Source organism: Rheinheimera sp. SA_1 (assembly GCF_001669775.1).
Taxonomy (GTDB): Bacteria; Pseudomonadota; Gammaproteobacteria; order Enterobacterales; family Alteromonadaceae; genus Pararheinheimera.
Genome location: NZ_LXWK01000002.1, coordinates 25,593 through 45,898, shown reverse-complemented (window position 1 = coordinate 45,898; position 20,306 = coordinate 25,593). Strand labels below are relative to the sequence as shown.

Annotated in this window: 19 protein-coding genes and 1 other RNA gene; 9 read left to right on the top strand and 11 right to left on the bottom strand. The window is 47.7% G+C overall.

Annotated elements, in window-relative coordinates; all coding sequences use genetic code 11:
* Positions 1–21: 21 nt before the first annotated feature.
* Genes ubiH through A5320_RS00660 form a run of 3 tightly spaced genes read right to left on the bottom strand, consistent with a single transcriptional unit; the run spans position 22 to position 3,261 of the window.
* Positions 22–1,335, bottom strand: a complete 1,314-nt coding sequence (gene ubiH, locus A5320_RS00670; RefSeq protein WP_231916632.1) for a 2-octaprenyl-6-methoxyphenyl hydroxylase — start codon at positions 1,333–1,335, stop codon at positions 22–24.
* Positions 1,332–2,636: a Xaa-Pro aminopeptidase gene (gene pepP / locus A5320_RS00665; protein WP_068059740.1), complete on the bottom strand. Its 1,305-nt coding sequence runs from the start codon at positions 2,634–2,636 to the stop codon at positions 1,332–1,334. Before pepP ends, ubiH begins: the two co-directional genes overlap by 4 nt.
* Positions 2,637–2,682: 46 nt before the next feature.
* Positions 2,683–3,261 carry a UPF0149 family protein gene (locus A5320_RS00660; protein WP_068059655.1) on the bottom strand — a complete coding sequence of 193 codons (579 nt, stop codon included), beginning with the start codon at positions 3,259–3,261 and terminating at the stop codon, positions 2,683–2,685.
* Positions 3,262–3,382: 121 nt separating this feature from the next.
* On the opposite strand from A5320_RS00660, the gene A5320_RS00655 reads away from it, so the two are divergent.
* The 5 genes from A5320_RS00655 (at position 3,383) to A5320_RS00635 (ending at position 7,976) form a co-directional block, all read left to right on the top strand.
* Positions 3,383–3,646 carry a cell division protein ZapA gene (locus A5320_RS00655; protein ID WP_068059652.1) on the top strand — a complete coding sequence of 88 codons (264 nt, stop codon included), beginning with the start codon at positions 3,383–3,385 and terminating at the stop codon, positions 3,644–3,646.
* Between the two features lie 36 nt (positions 3,647–3,682).
* Positions 3,683–3,866, top strand: a non-coding RNA gene (gene ssrS, locus A5320_RS00650) — 6S RNA.
* Positions 3,867–3,998: 132 nt separating this feature from the next.
* Positions 3,999–4,607, top strand: coding sequence for a 5-formyltetrahydrofolate cyclo-ligase (locus tag A5320_RS00645; RefSeq protein WP_197489936.1), 609 nt, complete (start codon positions 3,999–4,001; stop codon positions 4,605–4,607).
* A gap of 129 nt (positions 4,608–4,736) precedes the next feature.
* Positions 4,737–6,074, top strand: a complete 1,338-nt coding sequence (locus A5320_RS00640) for a hemolysin family protein (protein WP_331712105.1) — start codon at positions 4,737–4,739, stop codon at positions 6,072–6,074.
* Between the two features lie 198 nt (positions 6,075–6,272).
* A complete protein-coding gene (locus A5320_RS00635; RefSeq protein ID WP_231916630.1) occupies positions 6,273–7,976 on the top strand; it encodes a M28 family metallopeptidase in 1,704 nt (567 codons plus the stop codon).
* A 74-nt stretch (positions 7,977–8,050) separates the two neighbouring features.
* Here A5320_RS00635 and rlmM read toward each other — a convergent pair whose 3' ends face one another.
* From rlmM to mutY, 6 genes are all read right to left on the bottom strand, one after another.
* Positions 8,051–9,121, bottom strand: a complete 1,071-nt coding sequence (gene rlmM, locus A5320_RS00630) for a 23S rRNA (cytidine(2498)-2'-O)-methyltransferase RlmM (RefSeq protein WP_068059645.1) — start codon at positions 9,119–9,121, stop codon at positions 8,051–8,053.
* Between the two features lie 2 nt (positions 9,122–9,123).
* On the bottom strand, positions 9,124–9,516 hold the full coding sequence (locus A5320_RS00625) for a hypothetical protein (protein ID WP_231916629.1): 393 nt from the start codon (positions 9,514–9,516) through the stop codon (positions 9,124–9,126).
* Between the two features lie 94 nt (positions 9,517–9,610).
* A complete protein-coding gene (locus A5320_RS00620; RefSeq protein ID WP_082971461.1) occupies positions 9,611–10,303 on the bottom strand; it encodes an alpha/beta fold hydrolase in 693 nt (230 codons plus the stop codon).
* A 2-nt stretch (positions 10,304–10,305) separates the two neighbouring features.
* The gene (locus A5320_RS00615) at positions 10,306–11,241 is read right to left on the bottom strand and encodes a transcriptional regulator GcvA (protein WP_068059639.1); all 936 of its coding nucleotides are present in this window, start codon (positions 11,239–11,241) and stop codon (positions 10,306–10,308) included.
* Positions 11,242–11,270: 29 nt separating this feature from the next.
* Positions 11,271–11,549, bottom strand: coding sequence for an oxidative damage protection protein (locus A5320_RS00610; RefSeq protein WP_068059636.1), 279 nt, complete (start codon positions 11,547–11,549; stop codon positions 11,271–11,273).
* Positions 11,550–11,627: 78 nt separating this feature from the next.
* Positions 11,628–12,710, bottom strand: a complete 1,083-nt coding sequence (mutY, locus tag A5320_RS00605; RefSeq protein WP_068059633.1) for an A/G-specific adenine glycosylase — start codon at positions 12,708–12,710, stop codon at positions 11,628–11,630.
* A 132-nt stretch (positions 12,711–12,842) separates the two neighbouring features.
* On the opposite strand from mutY, the gene trmB reads away from it, so the two are divergent.
* Entirely contained in the window at positions 12,843–13,580 is a 738-nt protein-coding gene (trmB, locus tag A5320_RS00600; protein ID WP_068059630.1) for a tRNA (guanosine(46)-N7)-methyltransferase TrmB, read from the top strand.
* Positions 13,580–14,602, top strand: coding sequence for a methyltransferase (locus A5320_RS00595; protein ID WP_068059627.1), 1,023 nt, complete (start codon positions 13,580–13,582; stop codon positions 14,600–14,602). The genes trmB and A5320_RS00595 overlap by 1 nt, the downstream gene beginning before the upstream one ends.
* Positions 14,603–14,685: 83 nt before the next feature.
* Here A5320_RS00595 and A5320_RS00590 read toward each other — a convergent pair whose 3' ends face one another.
* The gene (locus tag A5320_RS00590; RefSeq protein ID WP_068059625.1) at positions 14,686–15,078 is read right to left on the bottom strand and encodes a DUF3293 domain-containing protein; all 393 of its coding nucleotides are present in this window, start codon (positions 15,076–15,078) and stop codon (positions 14,686–14,688) included.
* Between the two features lie 202 nt (positions 15,079–15,280).
* Between A5320_RS00590 and A5320_RS00585 the strand changes: the two genes are divergently transcribed.
* Together A5320_RS00585 and arcA are read left to right on the top strand one after the other, a co-directional pair.
* A complete protein-coding gene (locus A5320_RS00585) occupies positions 15,281–16,918 on the top strand; it encodes a sensor histidine kinase (RefSeq protein ID WP_068059623.1) in 1,638 nt (545 codons plus the stop codon).
* A gap of 198 nt (positions 16,919–17,116) precedes the next feature.
* The gene (gene arcA, locus A5320_RS00580; protein ID WP_068059620.1) at positions 17,117–17,824 is read left to right on the top strand and encodes a two-component system response regulator ArcA; all 708 of its coding nucleotides are present in this window, start codon (positions 17,117–17,119) and stop codon (positions 17,822–17,824) included.
* Between the two features lie 172 nt (positions 17,825–17,996).
* Here arcA and A5320_RS00575 read toward each other — a convergent pair whose 3' ends face one another.
* Complete coding sequence (locus A5320_RS00575) at positions 17,997–20,294, bottom strand: ATP-binding protein (RefSeq protein WP_068059617.1); 2,298 nt, start codon at positions 20,292–20,294, stop codon at positions 17,997–17,999.
* Between the last annotated feature and the right edge of the window lie 12 nt (positions 20,295–20,306).

Here is a 20,306-nt window from a genome sequence, read left to right as displayed (position 1 = left end):
TTATGGCACCGCCTTTTGTTTTTATGGGGGATTGGTTGATGCTGGATTGCCTGACGGTAGCAATGACTCTAGCTGTTGCTGTTGCCGCAAGATTGGGCTTAACCCCATGCTTTGATTGGCAAACTTGGTTTTAAGCTCAGGGCAACTCATCAACGCCGTTAAACCAAGGCTGCGACCCAGGGCCATTAAACGACTGTTGTTGGAAAAAAGTCGCACCAGCGCGTCGGTAAACTGAATGACCTGGCTGATATCGGGTTGGCGCAACTGCTGATAGGCTCGGGTCACGGCATAACAGCCAACATCGGCGGGTTTTTCCGAAGTTAATTGTGTCGAGATGAGGCCAGTAATGGCGGCGATATCGCGTAGCGCCAAATTAAATCCCTGGCCGGCGATTGGATGCAAATTATGCAGGCTATTGCCACAAAGCAATACCCGGTGTTTGGATGGTTCAGCACTGTATTTGAGCGTTAACGGATAGAGCTGCCGCTGGCCAACTTTTTGAAACACGCCGGCTCTATAGCCAAAAGCTTGTTGTAATTGCTGTAAAAATTGCTCGTCTGGCAGTTGTAGTATTTGCTGTGCTTGCTGTGGCGGTAAGGTCCAGACCAGCGAATAACGCTGCTTAGTTAACGGCAATAAGGCAATTGGGCCATCTGCAGTAAAACGCTCAAAAGCAATGTGTTGATGCGTCTCAGCCAGCCCGACATTGCTAATAAGTGCCGCTTGGCTATAAGGCTGCTGGGTCAACGCCATGCCGGCCAGTTGCCGGGTTGGTGAATCACCACCTTCACAGATAATCAGCAGTTTGGCAGTAATTTCGACGCCACTTTGTAGCTGCAAAATTTGCTGCTCGGGGGTGGTTTGCAGGCTCTGGATGCGATCCGGTCTGAACCAGTGCAAGCGACCTTGGGCGCTGAATTTGGCTAATTTGGGGTATAACAACGCACCCAGCCATTCAATTTCCAGCACCTGACCCAGGCTTTGCCGGTTAAATTCGGCCGCGTTTAAATAGGTTTTACCAAAATGGCCGCGATCGGACACCTGAATTTGTTTTATGGCGCAGGCATTGGCCGAAATTTCCGACCACAAACCCCAGTGCTGCAGCAATTCCACACTGCCGGCAGCAAGCGCAATGCTGCGACTGTCGAAACTGTTGATTGGAGCGCTGGCCAACACGGCAGAGCCTGAACTCATTGCAGTGGCAGCTGAACTAACGGTTTCAGCAGTTTGTTCAACAATAGCCAGCTGTAACGACGGATGCTGCGATAACAACACCTGCGCCAACATAGCGCCGGTCATGCCACCACCGGCAATCACCAGATCAAAGTTTTTCACCTGAGCATCAACTGTTCAATAGCGCTGATTTCTTTGGGCACAGTATCGGTCAAATTCAAATGTCCTTCGCTCGTTACCAACAAGTCATCTTCAATCCGCACCGCCAGCCCCCACCATTTGGGGTCGCAATCAGAGCCGGTTGGGATATACAAACCAGGCTCAATCGTCAGTACCATGCCGGGTTCAAATGGCCGTTCGATATCATTGACTTTATAAGCACCAACATCATGTACATCCAGCCCCAACCAATGGCCAAGGCCATGAATAAAGTACTTTTTGCAGGCCAGCTCCGCGACGAGCGACTCTTGTTCGCCCTGTAAAATGCCAAGTTCTAACAAGCCTTTGGTTAGCGCAAAAATGGCTGCAGCTAAAGTATCTTTGCTGCTATTACCCGGCTTCACTGCGGCGCAGGCTGCATATTGTGCATTTAACACAACCTGATAAATCGCCGCCTGCTCAGCGCTGAATTTACCGTTCACCGGGAAGGTACGGGTAATATCGGCGCTGTAACCTTGTAGTTCACAGCCGGCATCAATCAGCACTAAATCACCATCTTTAAGCTGCGCATTATTGTCGGTGTAATGCAAAATACAGCCGTTTTCGCCGCCGCCGACAATAGTGTTATAACCACATTCGCGGGCGCCTTGCATACCAAAATGATGGCGAATGGTTGCCTCTAACTGATATTCCCACATCCCTGGCTGGCAAACCTGCATCGCTTTAACGTGAGCTTCAGCGCTAATCACACCGGCCTGGCGCATCACCGCGACCTCGGCTTCATCTTTAAATAATCGCAGTTCGGCAATCACTGGCCGTAAATCAAGGATTTGCGTCGGCGCGGCATAACCGCGTTTGGGGTATTTGCGCAGCGTCGACAGGCTGCTGCTGACCAGTGCATCAAATTCGGCATAAGTGCCTGGCGCATACATCAGCGTGGTTTTCTGGTTCAATGCATTTAATAGCTCAGTGTCCAGCATGGTATTGGCAATAGCTGGCAGCCCAAATTGTGTTGCGGCCTGCTCAGGGCCAAAACGGCGACCTTGCCAGATTTCGGCCATTTGATCTTTTACCCGGCATAACAACAATTCGGTGATGTCGCCGGACGCAGCTTTTTGGATAATCAACAGTGCATCTGGCTCCGGAAAACCGGTTAAATAGGTAAAATCGCTGTCCTGCCGAAAAGCAAACTCGGTATCACGGCTACGGGTAATTTCGGTAGCCGCCGGCACTAACAGCACTGAATTTAACGGCAAACTGGCCGCCAGACGGGCGCGGCGTGAAGCAAAATGGGCAACGGACATCATCAACTCCGAACTTAAAATGGCTGCTTTTGCAAACAATCGCAGCTTAATGCAAGGTTTTTGAAGCGACTTCGCTGATGGTAAATTTCTGTCCGACTTCGTTAAAACAAGTCAGCACCATCAAACGTACATGTTCCAACACCAGATAATAAGATTCTTCATTTTCTGCTTCACTGACATCGTCTTCAGTATAAATATCAATACGGGTTACTTCGGATAACTGTTCAATCGCATCCCGCACATCAACTGACACCAGAGATAAATCGGTTTGCTGAATGGCAAAACCAACCAGAAATGCTTGCGCCCATTCCACTAATGCTTCGAGGCGTTCTGGCATCGCATCGTCGTCGGTCGGAACTAATAGTTGCAAACTGTAGTCTTCATCAGCGAGTTGCTTGGCAGTTTCGGTGATTAATTGTTCAATGGACACTTTTAATTGTGCATTGAGCGCCTGTCCATCGTTTAAGAAGTCGTACAATACTGGTAAAATCGTCGCCGAATCCGCCGGAACACCGGCGCTGAGCATGCCAGCAATCAAACCATGTAACTCGGCAGCTGACGCCATCACCGAATTTTGATCAAGTTGACTGGTCCAGTGATCGTAATTAAGCAGTTGAGAATTCATTGAAGGTTGCCATGACAATAAAGATGCTCACTATGCTATCACCAGAGCCCGGCAGCGCCAAGTCAACCGCAGCTGTCTGAGCAAAACCTGAACCCTATTCGTTTTAAGATTGAAGGCCATTATGTACCCGAAAAAGCAAAACCCAGAACAGCAACCAACCAAACCAAAACAAAAACAACTGACGGTTTCGGTATTAGGCCGCCATATGAAAATTGCCTGCCCGGCCGGTCAGGAAGAAAAGCTGCAAAATGCCATGCTGGAACTGGAAGAACGAGTTGGAAAAACCCGTTATCAACCAGGTGTGCATGGCGCCGAAGACGTGTTACTGATGATTGCGTTAAATTTGTGCAATGAGATCCTGGAACTGAAAAAGAACGCAGAATAAGGGTTCCCGCAGGTTATTCCGGTGATATACTTACCCCGTTCTCTGGGTTGTTTGTGATCAAGCCGATGTCCCCGAGCCGATAATTGTTTATACATAGGAATTCTTTTCCAGCACTATTGTGCAAGCCCGGCTCGTATCGGGAAGCCTGCGGTGCTGATCTGACTTCCGCCTTGAACCTATGGTTCGAGGCTAACGTTTGACACGGCAACCTCGAGAACACTTACCTGCTCTACCATTTTGCTTTATCCTCGTTTTATCTTCATTTTCAGTTACGGCTTAGTCACTGCATTGTAAAAGCTGGTTCTGGCCAGTATTCAACATTGATTGCCGCCGTCGTTGCCGGAGCTCGCCGTTGTCAGATATCAGCACCAAACGTAATCAATTGCGCCAGCTTATTCGGCAACGCCGTCAGGCATTAAGCCCGACGCAGCAACAAATAGCGGCAATTGAGTTAGTCCGGCAATTTAGCACGCAGCCACAATTGGCGAAGCTGCAACATATCGCCCTTTACCTTTCCAACGATGGTGAGCTGGATACCGGGCCACTGATTAAGTCGCTCTGGCAACAAGGTAAATCGGTGTATTTACCCATTTTACACCCACACAAACCCGGTTATTTAGTGTTTCAGCAATACCGTTCCGACACCCCAATGATCAGCAACAAATTTGGCATCTTTGAGCCTGTACTCGATGCCACTCAGTTAAAAGCTTTACCAGAAATAGAGATGATTGGCTTGCCGCTGGTGGCTTTTGACAAGCAGGGGAATCGGATGGGGATGGGCGGTGGTTTTTATGACCGCACTTTGGCCAACGCGGTGTTTTGCCAACCAGCGCCGTTATTGGTTGGTTTAGCCCATCAATGTCAGCAGGTGGAACAGGTGCCGATCGAGTCCTGGGATGTACCACTAAATTTAGTGGTGACGCCAGAACAAGTGGTGCTGCCACAGGCGTTTTCGCGCTAAAACCGGCCTAATTCGCACAATTTATTCATATAAAGCCGCTAAATCATCACTGTGTCGGCAGCGGAAAGCTCTGCTAAGCACTGGTATCCAGCAAACTTTTTGATATACTCGCCGCTTCGCAGTTACAAAATGGTTTGTATGGAAATCCTGATCCTCGTAAGTTTAATTCTGCTTAACGGCATTTTTGCCATGTCAGAAATTGCAATTGTCACCGCCCGTAAATCACGATTGACCGCACTCGCCCACAATGGCAAATCCTCAGCAGCCATAGCGCTGAAACTGGCTGAAGATCCAACCCAGTTTTTATCAACAGTCCAGATTGGTATCACTTCCATCGGTATTCTGAACGGTATTTTCGGTGAAGCCATCTTAGCCGGGCCTTTTGCTATCTGGCTGCAAAGCTTTGGTATGTCCGTCGCATTCAGTTCAATTTTAGCTACAGTGCTAGTGGTTATTGTGGTGACTTATGTTTCCATTGTGGTCGGTGAACTAGTACCAAAACGGATTGGGCAGATTAGCGCTGAATCAATCGCCTGCGTGATGGCAAAACCAATGTTATTACTGGCGCTGCTGACCAAACCTTTTGTCTGGTTGTTATCAGGTTCGACCCACACTTTAATGCGGGTATTTGGTTTTTCGCATAACCAGAGCTCGAACGTAACCCATGAAGACATCCATGCTTTATTGCAGGAAGGCTCCAGCTCCGGCGTCATCGAACACAACGAACATACCATGGTGAAAAACGTGTTTCGCCTCGACGAGCGCAGCATTTCATCGTTAATGGTGCCGCGCTCGGACATCGTATTTTTAGATGTCGAACATTCGATTGAAGAGAATCTGAAACTGTTAACCTTGTCGCCGCATTCCCGTTTCCCGGTTTGCCGTGGTAATGCCGACGAGCTGATTGGCGTGGTATCCACCAAACAATTATTGGTGCAATCGGTGACCGGTAATTTGACCGATTTAACTGCCTTAGCCCATCCGTGTAACTTCGTGCCGGACAGTTTAACCGGTATGGAATTACTGGAACATTTCCGCACGTCTGGAAGCCAGATGGTGTTTGTAGTTGATGAATATGGCGATTTAAAAGGTTTAGTCACGCTGCTGGATTTGATGGAAGCTTTAACCGGTGAATTCACCCCGGACAGTGGCGAAGATATGATGGTGATCACCCGCGAAGATGGCTCGTTATTACTTGATGGCTTATTGCCAGTGATCGATTTGAAAGATGCGCTTCATATCAACAAGTTACCTGAAGAAGAAAGCAACCGTTACCAAACCTTAAACGGCCTGATCATGCTACTGCTGGGCAAAATGCCGCAAACCGCCGACAAAGTTAAAGTGGGTGTCTGGTCGCTGGAAATTATTGATATGGACGGCAAACGGATTGATAAAGTACTGGCGATAAAAGATCCCGAGCCTTTAGAAGATGGCGAGCTGGACAGCGACAGTGAAAAGTCTGGTTAAGCGACTGGCGCTAAATTAGCGACACTTGGTTATACTTTGTTACAAGAGCTCGGCTTTTGCCGCTTTAATCCGACAGTTCACCGCAGTTTATCAGCCGCCTTTAAGGCGGCTTTTTCTTTTCATGATAGTCTGACGTGTTTTTAACCTGACCATCCGCAGTCAGAACCCCTCAACATTTTGCAATTTTTTGGAACATTTATGTCAATCAAACCTTGGATGACACTGTCATCTGCGTTGTCGTTGTTCGTGCTTGGTGCGTGCGCCAGCAGCCAAACCGCTGTAGCTCCAGCAGCCAGCACCCAAACCGCCGCCGATGCCAATCGCATTGAAGCCCATATGACCTTTTTAGCCGACGATGCACTCGAAGGCCGCGATACCGGTAGCCAGGGTCACTTGATCGCAAGCCAGTATATTGCGACCAACTTTAAACAGCTTGGCTTAAAGCCGGCTGGCGATCTGGTTAACGGGCAACCAGGTTATTTTCAAAAAATGAACCTGAAAAAAGGCCAACTGGTTAAACACAGCGCTGGTCTGACGCTGCACCACAAGGGCGTAGATACTGTGGTGCCTTATCCAAAACACTTTATCACCCGCTCTAGTAGCCACGACGGTAAAGTTGCAGTAAAGGCCGATTTAGTCTTTGTTGGTTACGGCATGGTGTCTCCGGAATTTGGCATTGACGATTACGCCGGCCTTGATGTGAAAGGCAAAATTGTAGTGATGTTGCCAGGTCGCCCACACAAACTGCCAAGTGAAGAAGCGGCACACTTAAGCTCGCAAAAAACTCGTTTAGCCGCTGAACGTGGTGCCATTGGGATTATTTCAGTGCATACACCGGAAGCTGAAAAAACCCGGCCATATGCCAATAGCTTGTTGTACCTGAACAGCCCGGATTTAAGCTGGGTCAACGCTAAAGGTGTGGCGGAAAAAGATTATCCGGCGATTAAAGTCAGCGCTTATATGCACATGGATGCGGCCAAAACTTTGTTTGCCGATGCGCCGAAAAGCCTGGAACAAATTTATGCCATGCTGGAAAAGAAAGAAGTGCCAAAAGGTTTCGCCCTGCCCACTTCTGCCAGCCTGACCCGTGAATCCAGCCATAGCATGATCCAAAGCCAAAACGTCGCTGCCGTACTGGAAGGTTCTGATCCAGTCCTTAAAAACGAATACGTAGTCGTGACAGCGCACTCTGATCACATCGGTATTGGTAACGACTTACGTTCAAAAGACAAAATTAACAACGGTCTGATGGACAACGCCGCTGGTGTCGCCATTCTGTTGGAAACAGCCCGTTTGTATACAGAATCTGCAGTAAAACCAAAACGTTCTATTTTGTTTGTTGCGGTGACCGGTGAAGAAAAAGGCCTGTTAGGTGCTGATTATTTTGCCCATTATCCGGTCAAACCAATCGAATCGCTGGTTGCTAACGTCAATCTGGATATGCCGGTACTGCTTTATCCATTCGCTGATATGGTTGCCTTTGGCGCCAACCATTCAACACTGGGCGCCACTGTAGGTCGTGCGACGGCCAAACACGGCATTAAGTTAAGTGCTGATCCAATGCCAGAGCAGGCCATTTTTACCCGCTCAGATCACTACACTTTAGTGAAAAAAGGCGTGCCGGCAGTGTTTCTGATGACTGGTTTTACCTCAAAAGATCCAGCGCAAAAAGGTGGCGAGATTTGGGGTAAATTCTTCGCCAAGCATTACCATAAACCAACAGATGACGTTGCGGGTTTAACCAAAGATTTTGGTGCTATTCGCTATGACTCAGGCGCGCTGTTTGCCGATATCAACATGGCGATTATCGAAGAAATTGCCAACACTGAGCAACGGCCGCAGTGGTTAAAAGAATCGTTTTTTGGCAAGACTATTGGCTTAAAGATTAATACCCAGCAGTAATTTGTTAACCTCGGGGTCAGAGTCAATTGTTAACAGTTTCTGTTAACAATTGACTCTGACCCCGATATTAACATTTATGCCTTACACAAATGCACTGTCACTTCTTCACGGTCGTGAAACAGATGTTTCGCCTGAAATATTACTGCAAGTCCTGCTTCATCAAAACGCGCCTGCATCTGACCCAGTATTTCCTGTAAGGTTTCGTAGCGCTTTTTCATCGGCAGTTTTAAGTTAAAGATACTTTCCTGACACCAGCCTTTAATCAGCCAGTCGCAAATCAGTTGGCCAACCCGGTCTGGTTTTTCAATCATGTCGCAGACCAGCCAATGCACGTTGCGTTTTTCTGGCCGGAATTTAAACCCATCCACCTGAAAATGTTTCACCTGACCGGTGTCCATTAGCTTTTGGTCCATCAAACCGTTATCAATGGCTACCACCATCATCGAGCGGATCACTAACTGATAAGTCCAGCCGCCTGGGCTTGCCCCTAGATCTACGGCGTTCATACCGGAGGTTAAACGGGTTTCCCACTCATCGCGTGGTACAAACTGCAGAAAGGCTTCTTCTAGTTTCAGCGTGCTGCGACTTGGTGCATCGTTCGGAAACTTTAACCGGCGAATACCGTTTTCCAGCTCGCTGCTGTTTTCCGGATACGACAGTGCCAGATACGCCTGTTTGCCCGATAATAAAAACAAATGCAGCACCGGCGCGCGTGATTGTTGTTTTGGCAACATCACACCAGCCTGACGCAAGCTTTGGCGCAGTGGTACTGTTAACTTACGCGCTAACGTAGATAATTCTTTACCATCATTGGTATCCGGATATTCCACCCGAATTTCACCACAAGGACTAAGTTCTGCACTAAGCGCCAACTCAACCACAGCACTGACGCGATCTGTTGGTGGTAACTCAATTAAATCACCAATCACTAACGCCCATTGGCGAACAAACACCAGCTGTTCAAACGGGAAATCACGATAGAATTTTGCCAGCGCTTCGCTGTCATAGGCTTCAAACACCATATAGGCGCTGTCATTTTTTAGTTTGCAATAACCAAACACGCCATGCTGACCGGCTTTGTCCTGAATTTCCGCCGCGCATTCTTTTTCAAAACCAGCACGACAGTACAAAATTAGTTGTTTCATCTTTATTTCCTGATCCAGGCAATCACCGCCAGCAACAGCCAGCTTATTAACAGCAACTGACCGCCCAGTGGAGCCAGCTTACCAAAATGCAGGGGCAGCGCAAAAAGCCCTGCCCACACCGTATATACAAACATCCATAAACCCAGATGCCAGCCAATAATCACTAAAGGCAGTAATTTACCTGGGCTGGTGAGGGTTTTTAAATATAGCCCTAAGGCCAATAAAGCCAGCGTCTGAAACGCCAGCAGTGCCGTGCTGCTCAGCAACGACGCCAACATATTGCCGCTAAACTGCGCCAGAAATACATGGGAAATTGCCGCTGACATGCCAACCACTATTGCGCCATAAAGAGCGGTCAGGCTAAGGCTTAGTTTTATTAAAAGTTGTGGATTCAAAATTTTATCCATCTTAAACAGAGCTTTTTTACTGTGCTTTGTCTGTAGGTTGTAGAGCCATTTGACGATGACTAATGAGCATTCATTAACGTATTCAGCAAAAAGTCCGCCTGATAAAAATACTGGCAATAGCGGCCGTCTGCGTCAGCAATTGTGATTGCGTGTGGCTATGGCGTTTTAGCGTCTTTAAATCGTGATCGCCACCTTCAAGCCAGCTGATTTCAACCAAAGGCCAACTATAGCCTGCCAAATCTTCCGGCATACCAAAAGCATCTCTATCGCCCTGCACTATCAACAACGGCTGTTGCAATTTTGCAAAATGCAAAGTCCGTGGTTCGATACCAAGCTGCTTTTTTGCCGGTGGGCAAAACGGATAACCAAAAGCCAGCACGCCTTGCACTTTGCCCGGCAGTAATGGTTTATCAACTACTGCTGCATCAGCTGCCAGCAGCGTCGCCACCCGGCCGCCCATCGATTTGCCACCGATAAACAGCGGTAAATCATCGGGCAAGGTGCGGATCGCCGCCGCAATTTCCTGCAAAAGTGTAGCTACTTTCGAAGGGGGTTGTTTTTTGCCAGCAACCGTTTTTGCCATATAACCAAAGTTAAAACGCCAGACTTCAATGCCCTGCGCTGCTAATTGCTTCGCCAGCTGCTGTAAATAATCACTGTCCATTGGCGCGCCGGCACCGTGTGCCAGTAATAATCGGGCAACCGGCTGTTCTGCCTTATCGACAATAAAATCAGTGGCATTGAACTGTTTACTCAACTGGGTATTCAACTGCATACTCAATCAGTCACCGGCGCAATATTAAATTGCTGCTCTTGAAAGTCTTCCTGCTCACGTTGCACCAATTCAATCATCCACTGCCGGAATGCGGCAATTTTGCCAAGCTCGGTCTGATTATCACGACATACCAGATAATGCGCGTCCTTGGTTTGCAGTACATGATTAAACGGCACTATCAAGCGGCCGGAATTAATGTCGGGTCTTGCCAATACGTTATGTGCCAGCGCCACACCTTGCCCATGAATGGCCGCCTGCAACACCATGGCACTGTGGCTGAAAATCGGCCCCTGATTGACGTTAAAATGCTTAAAGCCCTGACTGGTAAACCAGGCTTTCCAAGCGTCACGGGTGGTGTCGTGCAATAAGGTATGAAAACGTAAATCGGCCGGCTCATTTAAAGGTTTGGCGCGATTCAAAAGCATCGGCGAACAAACCGGCAACAAATATTCGGTGTGCAGTTTATCTGAATGCAAATTGCGCCAGTTGCCACGACCATAATAAATGGCGACATCAATGTCGTCACTCATCGAACCTTCTTCGGCATCGACGGCGCGAATTCGCACGTCAATATCCGGATGTAATTCACTAAACAAGCTTAAGCGTGGCACCAACCACTGAATGGCAAAACTTGGCTGCAGACTGACGGTTAACGCACCTTTGGCACCACGTGCCAGCAGTTTTTCAGTCGCTTCATGCAGCTGCAGGAATATTTCTTTAATATCCAGAAAATACCCCTGGCCTTCTTCAGTCAGCAGCAACGAGCGATTCTTGCGCATAAACAGCTTCAGACCAAGATGGTCTTCCAGTGCTTTAATCTGATGACTGATGGCCGCTTGCGTCACATACATTTCTTCTGCGGCCTTGGTAAAACTTAAATGGCGGGCAGCAGTTTCGAAAGTTTTAAGCGCATTTAACGGTGGTAACCGGCGGGCCATAGTTCATCCTAATACTGATTAATAGCTTGTTACTTGCCGTTCGCAGGAGGAACATACCCATCAACTTTGACTTCCTGGCCTTCAAATAAAAACTGCTGCATGTTTTCTTCCAGCAATTTGCGATGTTCCAGGTTCATCATATTGAGCTTTTTTTCGTTGATCAGCATGGTTTGCTTGGCTTGCCACAGGGCAAAGGCTTCTTTGCTGATGTTATCGAAGATTTTTTTACCCAGTTCACCCGGGTACAGTTGAAAATCGAGGCCTGGTGCCTGCTTTTTCAGATAAACACAAAATACTTCACGAGCCATCAGTCAATCTCCTGCCATCAAAACCGGCGGTCGCCGGTGGGAACGGCGGCATTGTAATCTATTTTAGCCTTGCTGGCTTCAACCGATGTCGGGCTTTGGAATTGGCGAATTGCTTACGTTTAAAAATTCCGGCTGTTGCTCGATAAAACTGCGGATTGGCGCTGGCAAACCAACTTCCGCCAATTGCTTTTTATGGTACCAACTGCTGGGTTGTTGTTCCTGTGCCGAGTCTTGCACCTGCAGCACCTTCGCCAAATGGCTGTGATCAAGCTGCCACACCGTGGCGTTTAATTTGTAATGGGTAAATTGGTGTACAAACTCGCCATGTTTTTTGGCTTGTTTTAGCAAAACATCATCAGCTGCGACTTGCGGCAACGACCATAACGAAGCCCAAATCCCAGGCGCTGGCCGTTTTTGCAGCAATACCTGCCCGTCTTGTTGCAACCAAAGAAAATGCCCGTCTTTCACCGGCACGGTTTTTTTCGGTTTGGGTGTTGGCAGTTCATCAACCCGGTTTTGCAATAACGCCTGACAGGTTAACGCCAGCGGGCATTGCTCACATAATGGCTGCCGGGGTTTGCAGATGGTGGCGCCTAAATCCAGCAAGCCTTGGGCAAAGCTTTTACAATTTTCGCTTGGTGTCAGTTGTTCGGACAAAGTCCATAGCTGTTTATCAACAGCAGAACTACTGGTCACGCCGCTGATGGCAAAATACCGGGCATATAACCGCCGCACATTGCCATCGACAATTGGACCGTAAGCGTCGTAAGCGAACGACATAATGGCACCCGCGGTATATCGACCTACCCCCGGCACCAGTAATAATTCGGCAAGCGTGGCCGGAAACTCACCAAGCTCGTTGATATAAACGGCCGCTTTGTGCAGATTACGGGCTCTGGCGTAATAACCCAACCCCTGCCAATGCGCCATCACCTGATCGTTACTGGCACTGGCTAAAGCTTCAACGGTCGGAAAAGACAACATCCAGCGGTTAAAATATGGAATTACGGTACTGACCTGGGTTTGCTGCAGCATCAGTTCTGAAACTAATACCCGATAAGGATTACTGGCTTGCTGCCATGGCAATTGATGTCGGCCATGGGTCTTTTGCCAGTTAACTACCTGACTTTGAAATGTTTTTACTACCAACTGCTGCAACATACTTGCTGATACTCCGTTCTGAACGCGCAGTCTAACCCGCCAATTGTGCGCTGCCAATGCAAAGTCGGTTGAGTAGATAGGCGTTACCACGCATAATGTGCGCCGCTAAAATGTCCGATAGAGAGTGTCCAGATGACCACACCAGATAACACAACCGCCACTTCAGCTCAGGATGAAACCACCGAACAGCCGAAATATCTGCGCCGCATTCGCAGTTTTGTGCTGCGTGAAGGCAGGTTAACCAAAGGCCAGCAGCGCAGTTTAGAGTTATTCTGGCCAACCATGGGTTTGGAACATCAACCACAGCCTTACGATTTTGAACAGGTGTTTGGCCGTAAAGCGGATCTGGTACTGGAAATTGGTTTTGGGATGGGCAAATCTTTTGTCGCCATGGCGAAAGCTGCGCCAGAACTGGATTTTATCGGCATTGAAGTGCACAAACCTGGCGTTGGTGCTTGTTTAGGTGAAGCCGAAACTGAAGGCGTAAAAAACATCCGCTTGTTTGAACATGACGCGGTCGAAATTCTAAACGATAGCATCGCCGATGGTTCGTTAACCACCATCCAACTGTTTTTCCCGGATCCATGGCACAAAACCCGTCACCATAAACGCCGTATCGTGCAACCTGACTTTGTCCAGGTGCTACGCCGCAAGCTGAAAATCGGCGGTGTATTTCATATGGCGACCGACTGGGAAAACTACGCCGAACATATGCTGGAAGTGATGACTGCCGCCGAGGGCTATCAGAACCTGGCAACCGACAATTTATATGTGCCCCGCCCGGACAACCGGCCTCTCACCAAATTCGAAAACCGTGGCGTGAAGTTAGGCCATGGTGTTTGGGATTTAATGTTTAAGAAGACAAATTAATGCTGACCCCACCGAGTCAACTGCTGCTTAGAAATATCAACGACTTAACCGGCAAAGTGCTGCTGGTTGAACCTATGGCCGACGATTTGGCCCGTGAACTGGCGCAGGCAGCCCCTGAACTGCAGCTGTTTTGCTATACCACGGACAAGACCGTTGCCAACAGCTGGCAGGCACAATCAGAAGCTCCGTGCTTTTTCTCTGTGTCGCTTTCCACCGAAGAAGTCTTTGATACTGTTGTTATTTTCTACCCAAAAAGTAAAGAGCAACTATCGTTTAGCCTGTCGCAACTCACGGTAAACATCACTGCCAAAACCGAAGTTTATCTGGTGGGTGACAACAAAGGCGGCATCAAAAGCTTAACCGGTCATGCTGAAAAACTTGGGCTTACCGCGCATAAACTGGACAATGCCAAACATTGTCTGTGGTTTGCATTAAATGGTTTGGCGGATAAACCACAACCAACCATTGCCATGCAACAATTCAGCGCCAAAACTGCGAATAGCAGCATTAAATTCTGCTCCTTGCCTGGTGTGTTTAATCACGGCAAGTTAGATATTGGCACCGCGATTTTATTAGAGCATGTGGCCCATATTCATCAGGGTACAGTGCTGGATTTTGCCTGCGGCGCCGGTATTGTCGGTAGCTATTTATTGCAGCAACAGCCAGCTTTAAAAATGTATTGCTCAGACGTCAGCGCCTTAGCGGTTGATAGCAGCAAAGCGACTTTCGCGCTAAATCAGCAAACTGCCACTGTGCTGGCCGCCGACGGTATGCCAAATGGCACACCGCTGTTTGACCACATTATTAGTAATCCGCCGTTTCATACCGGGATCAAAACCGACTACAGCGTGGCGCAGAAGTTTATTGATGACAGTAAGGGCAAACTGAAAAGTGGTGGCAGCCTGACAATAGTCGCCAACGCGCATTTACCTTATGCCGAATGGTTAAAAACGACCTTTGGCAATGTCAAAGAGCTGGCCAGACGCCAGGGTTTTGTGGTTTATATGAGCCGGAAAAGCTAAAAGATAAATAATCGCAACGGGAATTTTTAACCGCCCGTTGCGTGCTTCTAAAATTACATCAAACTAGACCAGTTGACCCATAATCAAAGCACAATTTGCCGCTGGCAATACAACCCCAGATATTCTTCATTTTGCGGCATTAACGCCGGCACCAGAAACAACTGCCCTGCTTCAACCCAATAAATGGCATTTTGATCAAACTGCAGTGCCATATCCAAAGCGATTGCTTTGTCACAGAGCACGGCAAAGCTGTTTTCCTGAAACGTTAAATCGGGTGAGGCGCCAATCAAGGTGCGATATGGCAGATGTAAGTCGTTGAGATGGGTTTCGAATTCGCGGTTTAATGTCAGGTTATGTTGCAGCGGATAAATTTCACCTTTCGGATTTTGCGCGCTGATAATGGCAAAATCGATTTGATCACCCAGCGATTGATGGCACAAAAACACGCTGGTTTTGTAATTTTCCCACAGATCCATCGTTGGCTCCTGTTGGCTACAGTGTTCTCAAAACCAGACAAAATTGCCGGTTCAGGGCCACTGTCGATACCGCACAAAGCAGCCGACACTTACTATAACCGGCGCCAACATATTTGTCAGGCTGGTTTGCTTAATTTGCTGAAAATGCATAACATCAAAGTTATAACTATCTGACGTAAATTAAGGTTTAGTGACCGGATACATGAAACCCTTATTACGCACGACCTCAATAAAAGGCGCACTGAGCTGGGTTGTGATGCTGATATGCAGCATTACATTGTTCGCCTCGTTAACTATCTCCTCATTGCAAGACATCAATTTTCAAAAGAAAAAGCTGGTTGACCAACTGCATGCTTACGCCAATATCGTCGCTTTTAACTCCAAAGCCAGTATTTTGTACGACGATGCCGAGATGGAAGACGGTCGGTTAAAATCGTTTGCTGCTGTCGATATTTTGCACAACATTCATATTTATAAATTAACAGCAGAGACCAATCAGCTGAGCTTTTTTTCCAGTTATAACAGGCGCGACGTTGGCCCTCACCCAACACAGTTCGATAAAGTCGATGAGCTGCTGGAACCACATTTTGATGGTGATGTGATCGAAATTGCCAAAGCTGTTGATTTTGAAGGTAAAAAAATTGGCTACATTTACTTGCGCGCTAGCCTTGATGAACTGAATAAATACATGCAAAACAGGATCTTGTATGATTTATTAATCGCCATTATTGCTTTAATCGGTGCTTTTTTTGTCAGCGTGCGTTTACAACGTCGGTTTACTAAACCGATTGAAACATTGCTAAGTGTTGTGCAAAAAGTAACCAAAGAGAAAAGTTATTCAGTACGGGCACCGGCGGCAGACATCGAAGAGCTGCATATGCTCGGCCGTGCCATTAATAATATGCTGGATCGGATTGAACAGCAGTTTAATAAGGTGCAACAGGCCGAACTGGAAATCCGCCAGCTGAACCAAGGTCTGGAGCAGAAAATCAGCGAGCGGACGCTGGCTCTGAAAAGCTCCAATCAGGATTTACTAAACACCTTAGAAACGCTGCATCAATACCAGAATCAGATCGTCGAAACTGAAAAAATGGCCAGTCTTGGTCAGATGGTGGCCGGCGTCGCCCATGAAGTAAATACGCCAATCGGCTTAGGCGTGACCGCATCTACCTTGATGCAGGACAAGCTGGCAGATATTCAAACGGCCTTTGATGAGAAAAAACTCACCTCTTCGCAGCTGGCAAAATTCATGGCCGAAAGTAAAGAAAACCTGGGCATCATTTACCGTAATCTGGAACGTGCCGCCAGTTTGATCCGCAGCTTTAAACAAGTTGCCGTTGATCAATCGAACGAAAACAGACGCCAATTCAACATGCTACAGCTGATGAATGAAGTGCTGTTGTCGCTGCGACCAAACCTGAAAAAGACTCAACATCAGGTAGAACTGGTCTGTGATCCAACATTGGAAATCGATAGCAAACCAGGTCCGGTTAACCAAATTCTGATTAATCTGATCATGAACAGCTTAATTCACGCCTTTGATCAAACCGATCATGGTTTGATTAGAATTAAAGTCCACGTCGCGCACAGCCGCTGTTTTGTCCACTACTCCGACAATGGCGGCGGTGTACCGGAACATATCAAAAAACGTATCTTCGACCCCTTCGTCACTACCAAACGTGGTGAAGGTGGCAGTGGCCTTGGGATGCACCTGGTGTACAACCTGGTGACACAAGCGTTGAATGGTAAAATCACTTTAGAAAGTAGTCTCGGCCACGGCGTAGATATCATGTTTGACTTCCCGGTGGTTATTAAAGCATCAGCAGCGCAAACCATGTAAGCGCTATAAATCATTGAATTTAAATGATTTCAGCTAAAACTCTTTCATCATAAATTAGCCCAGGCTAATTGTTAACAAAATCACTTGTTAACAATTGGCCCGAAAGCTATAATTGCAAAAAAAATGACAACCACTTGTCATTTTTGCCCTTTCGACCTGTATAAAAATCCAACACAATTTACATAAGGTTCATCTCCCATGCAGACGCCTGTAATATTGATCGTAGAAGACGAAGAAGTAACACGTTTAAACCTGGTCAGCCTGTTTCAGGGTGAAGGTTATGACGTGCTGGAAGCTGTTAATGGTGAAGAAATGCATCAGAAACTGACCGACAACGCAGTCAATCTGATTGTAATGGACATTAACCTGCCAGGGAAAAACGGCTTAATTCTGGCGCGGGAGTTACGCCAGAAAGAGAACATCGGTCTGATTTTCCTGACCGGTCGTGACAGTGAAGTCGATCGTATTCTGGGTCTGGAAATTGGTGCTGATGACTACCTGACCAAACCATTTAATCCACGTGAACTGACGATCCGTGCCCGCAACCTGTTAAGCCGTACTGTGTCACAGCCGGTGGTTGAAGAGCATAAGAGTATTGTTAAGTTTAACGGTTGGACTCTGGATGAAAACAGCCGCAATCTGACATCGCCAAAAGGTGTGTCACGTCGTCTGCCAAAAGGTGAATACCGTGCGCTGCGTCTGATGCTGGATACTCCGGGCAAAATTTTCACCCGTGAGCAGTTAATCCGTCATATGACCGGCCGTGATTTACGTCCAAATGACCGGACCGTAGATGTCACCATCCGCCGCATTCGCAAACATTTTGAATCTGATGTGGATAGCCCGGAATTAATCAGCACCATTCATGGTGAGGGTTATCGTTTTGTCGGCAAGCTAGAAAAGTAAGTTTTAGCCTTCATCCTTGACGATGCAGGGTTGTTGCCTTCGGTCTTTCGCCCCAGTCACATAGTAAACTATGCTCCTGGGGTCTCTTTCCCTCGTCGCCTACCTGAATCGCCAATGATTTTGGCTAAAAGCCTGCCTTTTTAGTTGAAGTGTGCATACACTTAGACGGTTATTAGTATTGTTCGACGTATTCATGTAGAGCGGCCAGGTGCCGCTCTATTGTTAAGTGAAATTCAATCAGCTGCCGTTCAATACTCTGCCAGTTTGGCTGCTCTTCTTGTTCTAACTGTTTTGCCTGCTGTTGCACCCATAACAATCCGACTGATGAGGCTGCGCCTTTGAGCTTATGGGCTGCTTCCTGAAATTCCGTTAAATCCTGTTGCGTCGCCGTTTCCAGCATTTTATTGATGTACCCTGGCAACACCTGCTGGAACAACTGAATGCTGCGTTTGACTGAGGTTTTACCCAGCGATTGCAAATAATCCTGCAAGGTGTTGATATCGAGCACAGTGTCCTGCGGAGTTGTCACCACGGTTTGCACAGAGCGCACCATACTAGGAGAAAACAACTGCGCTAGTACCTGATCCAGATTGGTGGTATTTATTGGTTTGGCCAGCGATCCGGCAATCTGAATGCCCGCCAGCTGTTGTTCAGCTTTTCGCACATTGGCGCTCAGCACCACAATCGGAATTTGCGCCAGATGGGGTTCTTCTTTCATAAAACGGGCAATTTGGTCGCCGGTCATATCAGGCAATTGCATATCCAGCAGCACTAAATCAATGTCATCTTCGGTTTCCAGTAATGCCAGGGCGTCTTCACCGGTTTCGGCATGGATCACTAAATGGCCGCGCTGCTCCAGCAGATTACTGGCGATTTCAGCATTGAGTGGCACATCTTCGACCAACAATATAGTCAGACTTGGACAAGAAACGGCAGCCACTTGCGCTGGCTCCGCCATCAACTCTGTTGGTAAATGCACACTAAAACTACTGCCCTGATTGAGCTGGCTTTGTAAGCTGATCTGCCCGCCCATCGCTTCAGTCAGCGCTTTGGATACGGACAATCCAATGCCAGAGCCAACAATACTTAGACGGCGGCCATCACTGGACTTGTAGTACATATCGAAAATTCGGGTTTGCTCTTGTGGCGCAATGCCAATACCGGTGTCGCTGACCATAAAAATTAAGTGACAAGGCTCAGCATCGGCGACAAACTCGCAGTACAGACTGACCGTGCCTTTAGCGGTGAACTTCACGGCATTATTGAGTAAGTTCCACAGCACCTGGCGCACCCTTGTGGGATCCAGCCTTGCAAATACCTGAAAATCACCAATTTGTTGCAGCTTAAATTGCAGCCCTTTTTGCTGGCAAATCAGCTCGGCGAAATTGGCGATATCACCGATAAACTGCGCCAGATCAACACTTTGGCAGGCAATATCTAAATCTTGCCGGTCGATTTTATCCAGATCGATAATGTCATTAAAAATGTTACCCAGGGTTTCGGCGCTACTGAAGATAGTATTGGACCAACTACGCTGCTCGTCAGTCAGGCCGGTTTGCAACAAACGCCGGGTTAAGCCGACAATGCCGTTTAACGGCGTGCGTAACTCGTGGCTTAAGGTCGCGATAAATTTGCCTTTGTCCTGATAAGCGCGTTCCAGCGCTTGTTCGGCCAATTTACGTGAGGTGATATCACGCCCAAAGCCAAGTAAACCGATGTAACGGCTTTGCCGGTCAAAAAACGGCACTTTGCGCATTTCAAACCACATCACCTGACCCTGAGGCGTGGTGTACTCGATATCTAAGGTCAGTTCGGCCTGATTTACTGACACTTCATGATCAGTGAGAATTGCGGCCGGCGCTATATCCGGCGAGTAGATTTCCGACGGATAATGACCAATCAGTTCAGCCGAAGTTTTACCTATTAACTGCTCAAACATTTTATTACAGCTGGCAAAGCGGCCGGTTTCATCACGGTAATAGAATAAATCGGGTGAGCTATCGACGATAGACTTCATCAGCAAACTTTGTTCTTCAAGTTCGATTTGGGTCTTTTTACGTTCTGAGATTTCTTTGCGAAGTTCGTCAATTGCCCGACGTTTGGCCTGAAAAGCTTTTTTACGCTCTTCTATTTCAAAGTTCAGTTGCCGGATATTTTCCTGCAGGTTTTCGTTGAGTAAGGTTTCCTGGCGAGCGGAATCTTTTAGATAAAACAAGGCCGCATCAAGGTGCCGGACCAGATACAGTAAAATAGCGACAAACACCGGCGCGGCAACTGCGGCAACCATCAGCGCGATGGCGACCATGTGCCAGTGAACCTGGTTATACAGGATTAAACTGACAGCTAACGCCAGTAAACCGCTACTGAGCATCAAAAACAAAATCATCAGGCTGGCAAGTTGCAACCAGCCCCACAGCTTGAGAACGGCAGCTAAACGACGTACCAAAGGATGAACCGGATATTGGCTCACAGCTGCGGCCCT

Excerpts from the sequence above, each read along its gene's own strand:
- A5320_RS00640 (WP_331712105.1), top strand. The coding sequence starts at position 4,737 with ATGGTTTGTATGGAAATCCTGATCCTCGTAAGTTTAATTCTGCTTAAC.
- A5320_RS00615 (WP_068059639.1), bottom strand. The coding sequence starts at position 11,241 with ATGGCCCGCCGGTTACCACCGTTAAATGCGCTTAAAACTTTCGAAACT.
- mutY (WP_068059633.1), bottom strand. The coding sequence starts at position 12,710 with ATGTTGCAGCAGTTGGTAGTAAAAACATTTCAAAGTCAGGTAGTTAAC.
- pepP (WP_068059740.1), bottom strand. The coding sequence starts at position 2,636 with ATGTCCGTTGCCCATTTTGCTTCACGCCGCGCCCGTCTGGCGGCCAGT.
- A5320_RS00620 (WP_082971461.1), bottom strand. The coding sequence starts at position 10,303 with ATGCAGTTGAATACCCAGTTGAGTAAACAGTTCAATGCCACTGATTTT.
- A5320_RS00635 (WP_231916630.1), top strand. The coding sequence starts at position 6,273 with ATGTCAATCAAACCTTGGATGACACTGTCATCTGCGTTGTCGTTGTTC.
- A5320_RS00655 (WP_068059652.1), top strand. The coding sequence starts at position 3,383 with ATGTACCCGAAAAAGCAAAACCCAGAACAGCAACCAACCAAACCAAAA.
- A5320_RS00660 (WP_068059655.1), bottom strand. The coding sequence starts at position 3,261 with ATGAATTCTCAACTGCTTAATTACGATCACTGGACCAGTCAACTTGAT.
- A5320_RS00585 (WP_068059623.1), top strand. The coding sequence starts at position 15,281 with ATGAAACCCTTATTACGCACGACCTCAATAAAAGGCGCACTGAGCTGG.
- A5320_RS00590 (WP_068059625.1), bottom strand. The coding sequence starts at position 15,078 with ATGGATCTGTGGGAAAATTACAAAACCAGCGTGTTTTTGTGCCATCAA.
- arcA (WP_068059620.1), top strand. The coding sequence starts at position 17,117 with ATGCAGACGCCTGTAATATTGATCGTAGAAGACGAAGAAGTAACACGT.
- trmB (WP_068059630.1), top strand. The coding sequence starts at position 12,843 with ATGACCACACCAGATAACACAACCGCCACTTCAGCTCAGGATGAAACC.
- A5320_RS00610 (WP_068059636.1), bottom strand. The coding sequence starts at position 11,549 with ATGGCTCGTGAAGTATTTTGTGTTTATCTGAAAAAGCAGGCACCAGGC.
- rlmM (WP_068059645.1), bottom strand. The coding sequence starts at position 9,121 with ATGAAACAACTAATTTTGTACTGTCGTGCTGGTTTTGAAAAAGAATGC.
- A5320_RS00595 (WP_068059627.1), top strand. The coding sequence starts at position 13,580 with ATGCTGACCCCACCGAGTCAACTGCTGCTTAGAAATATCAACGACTTA.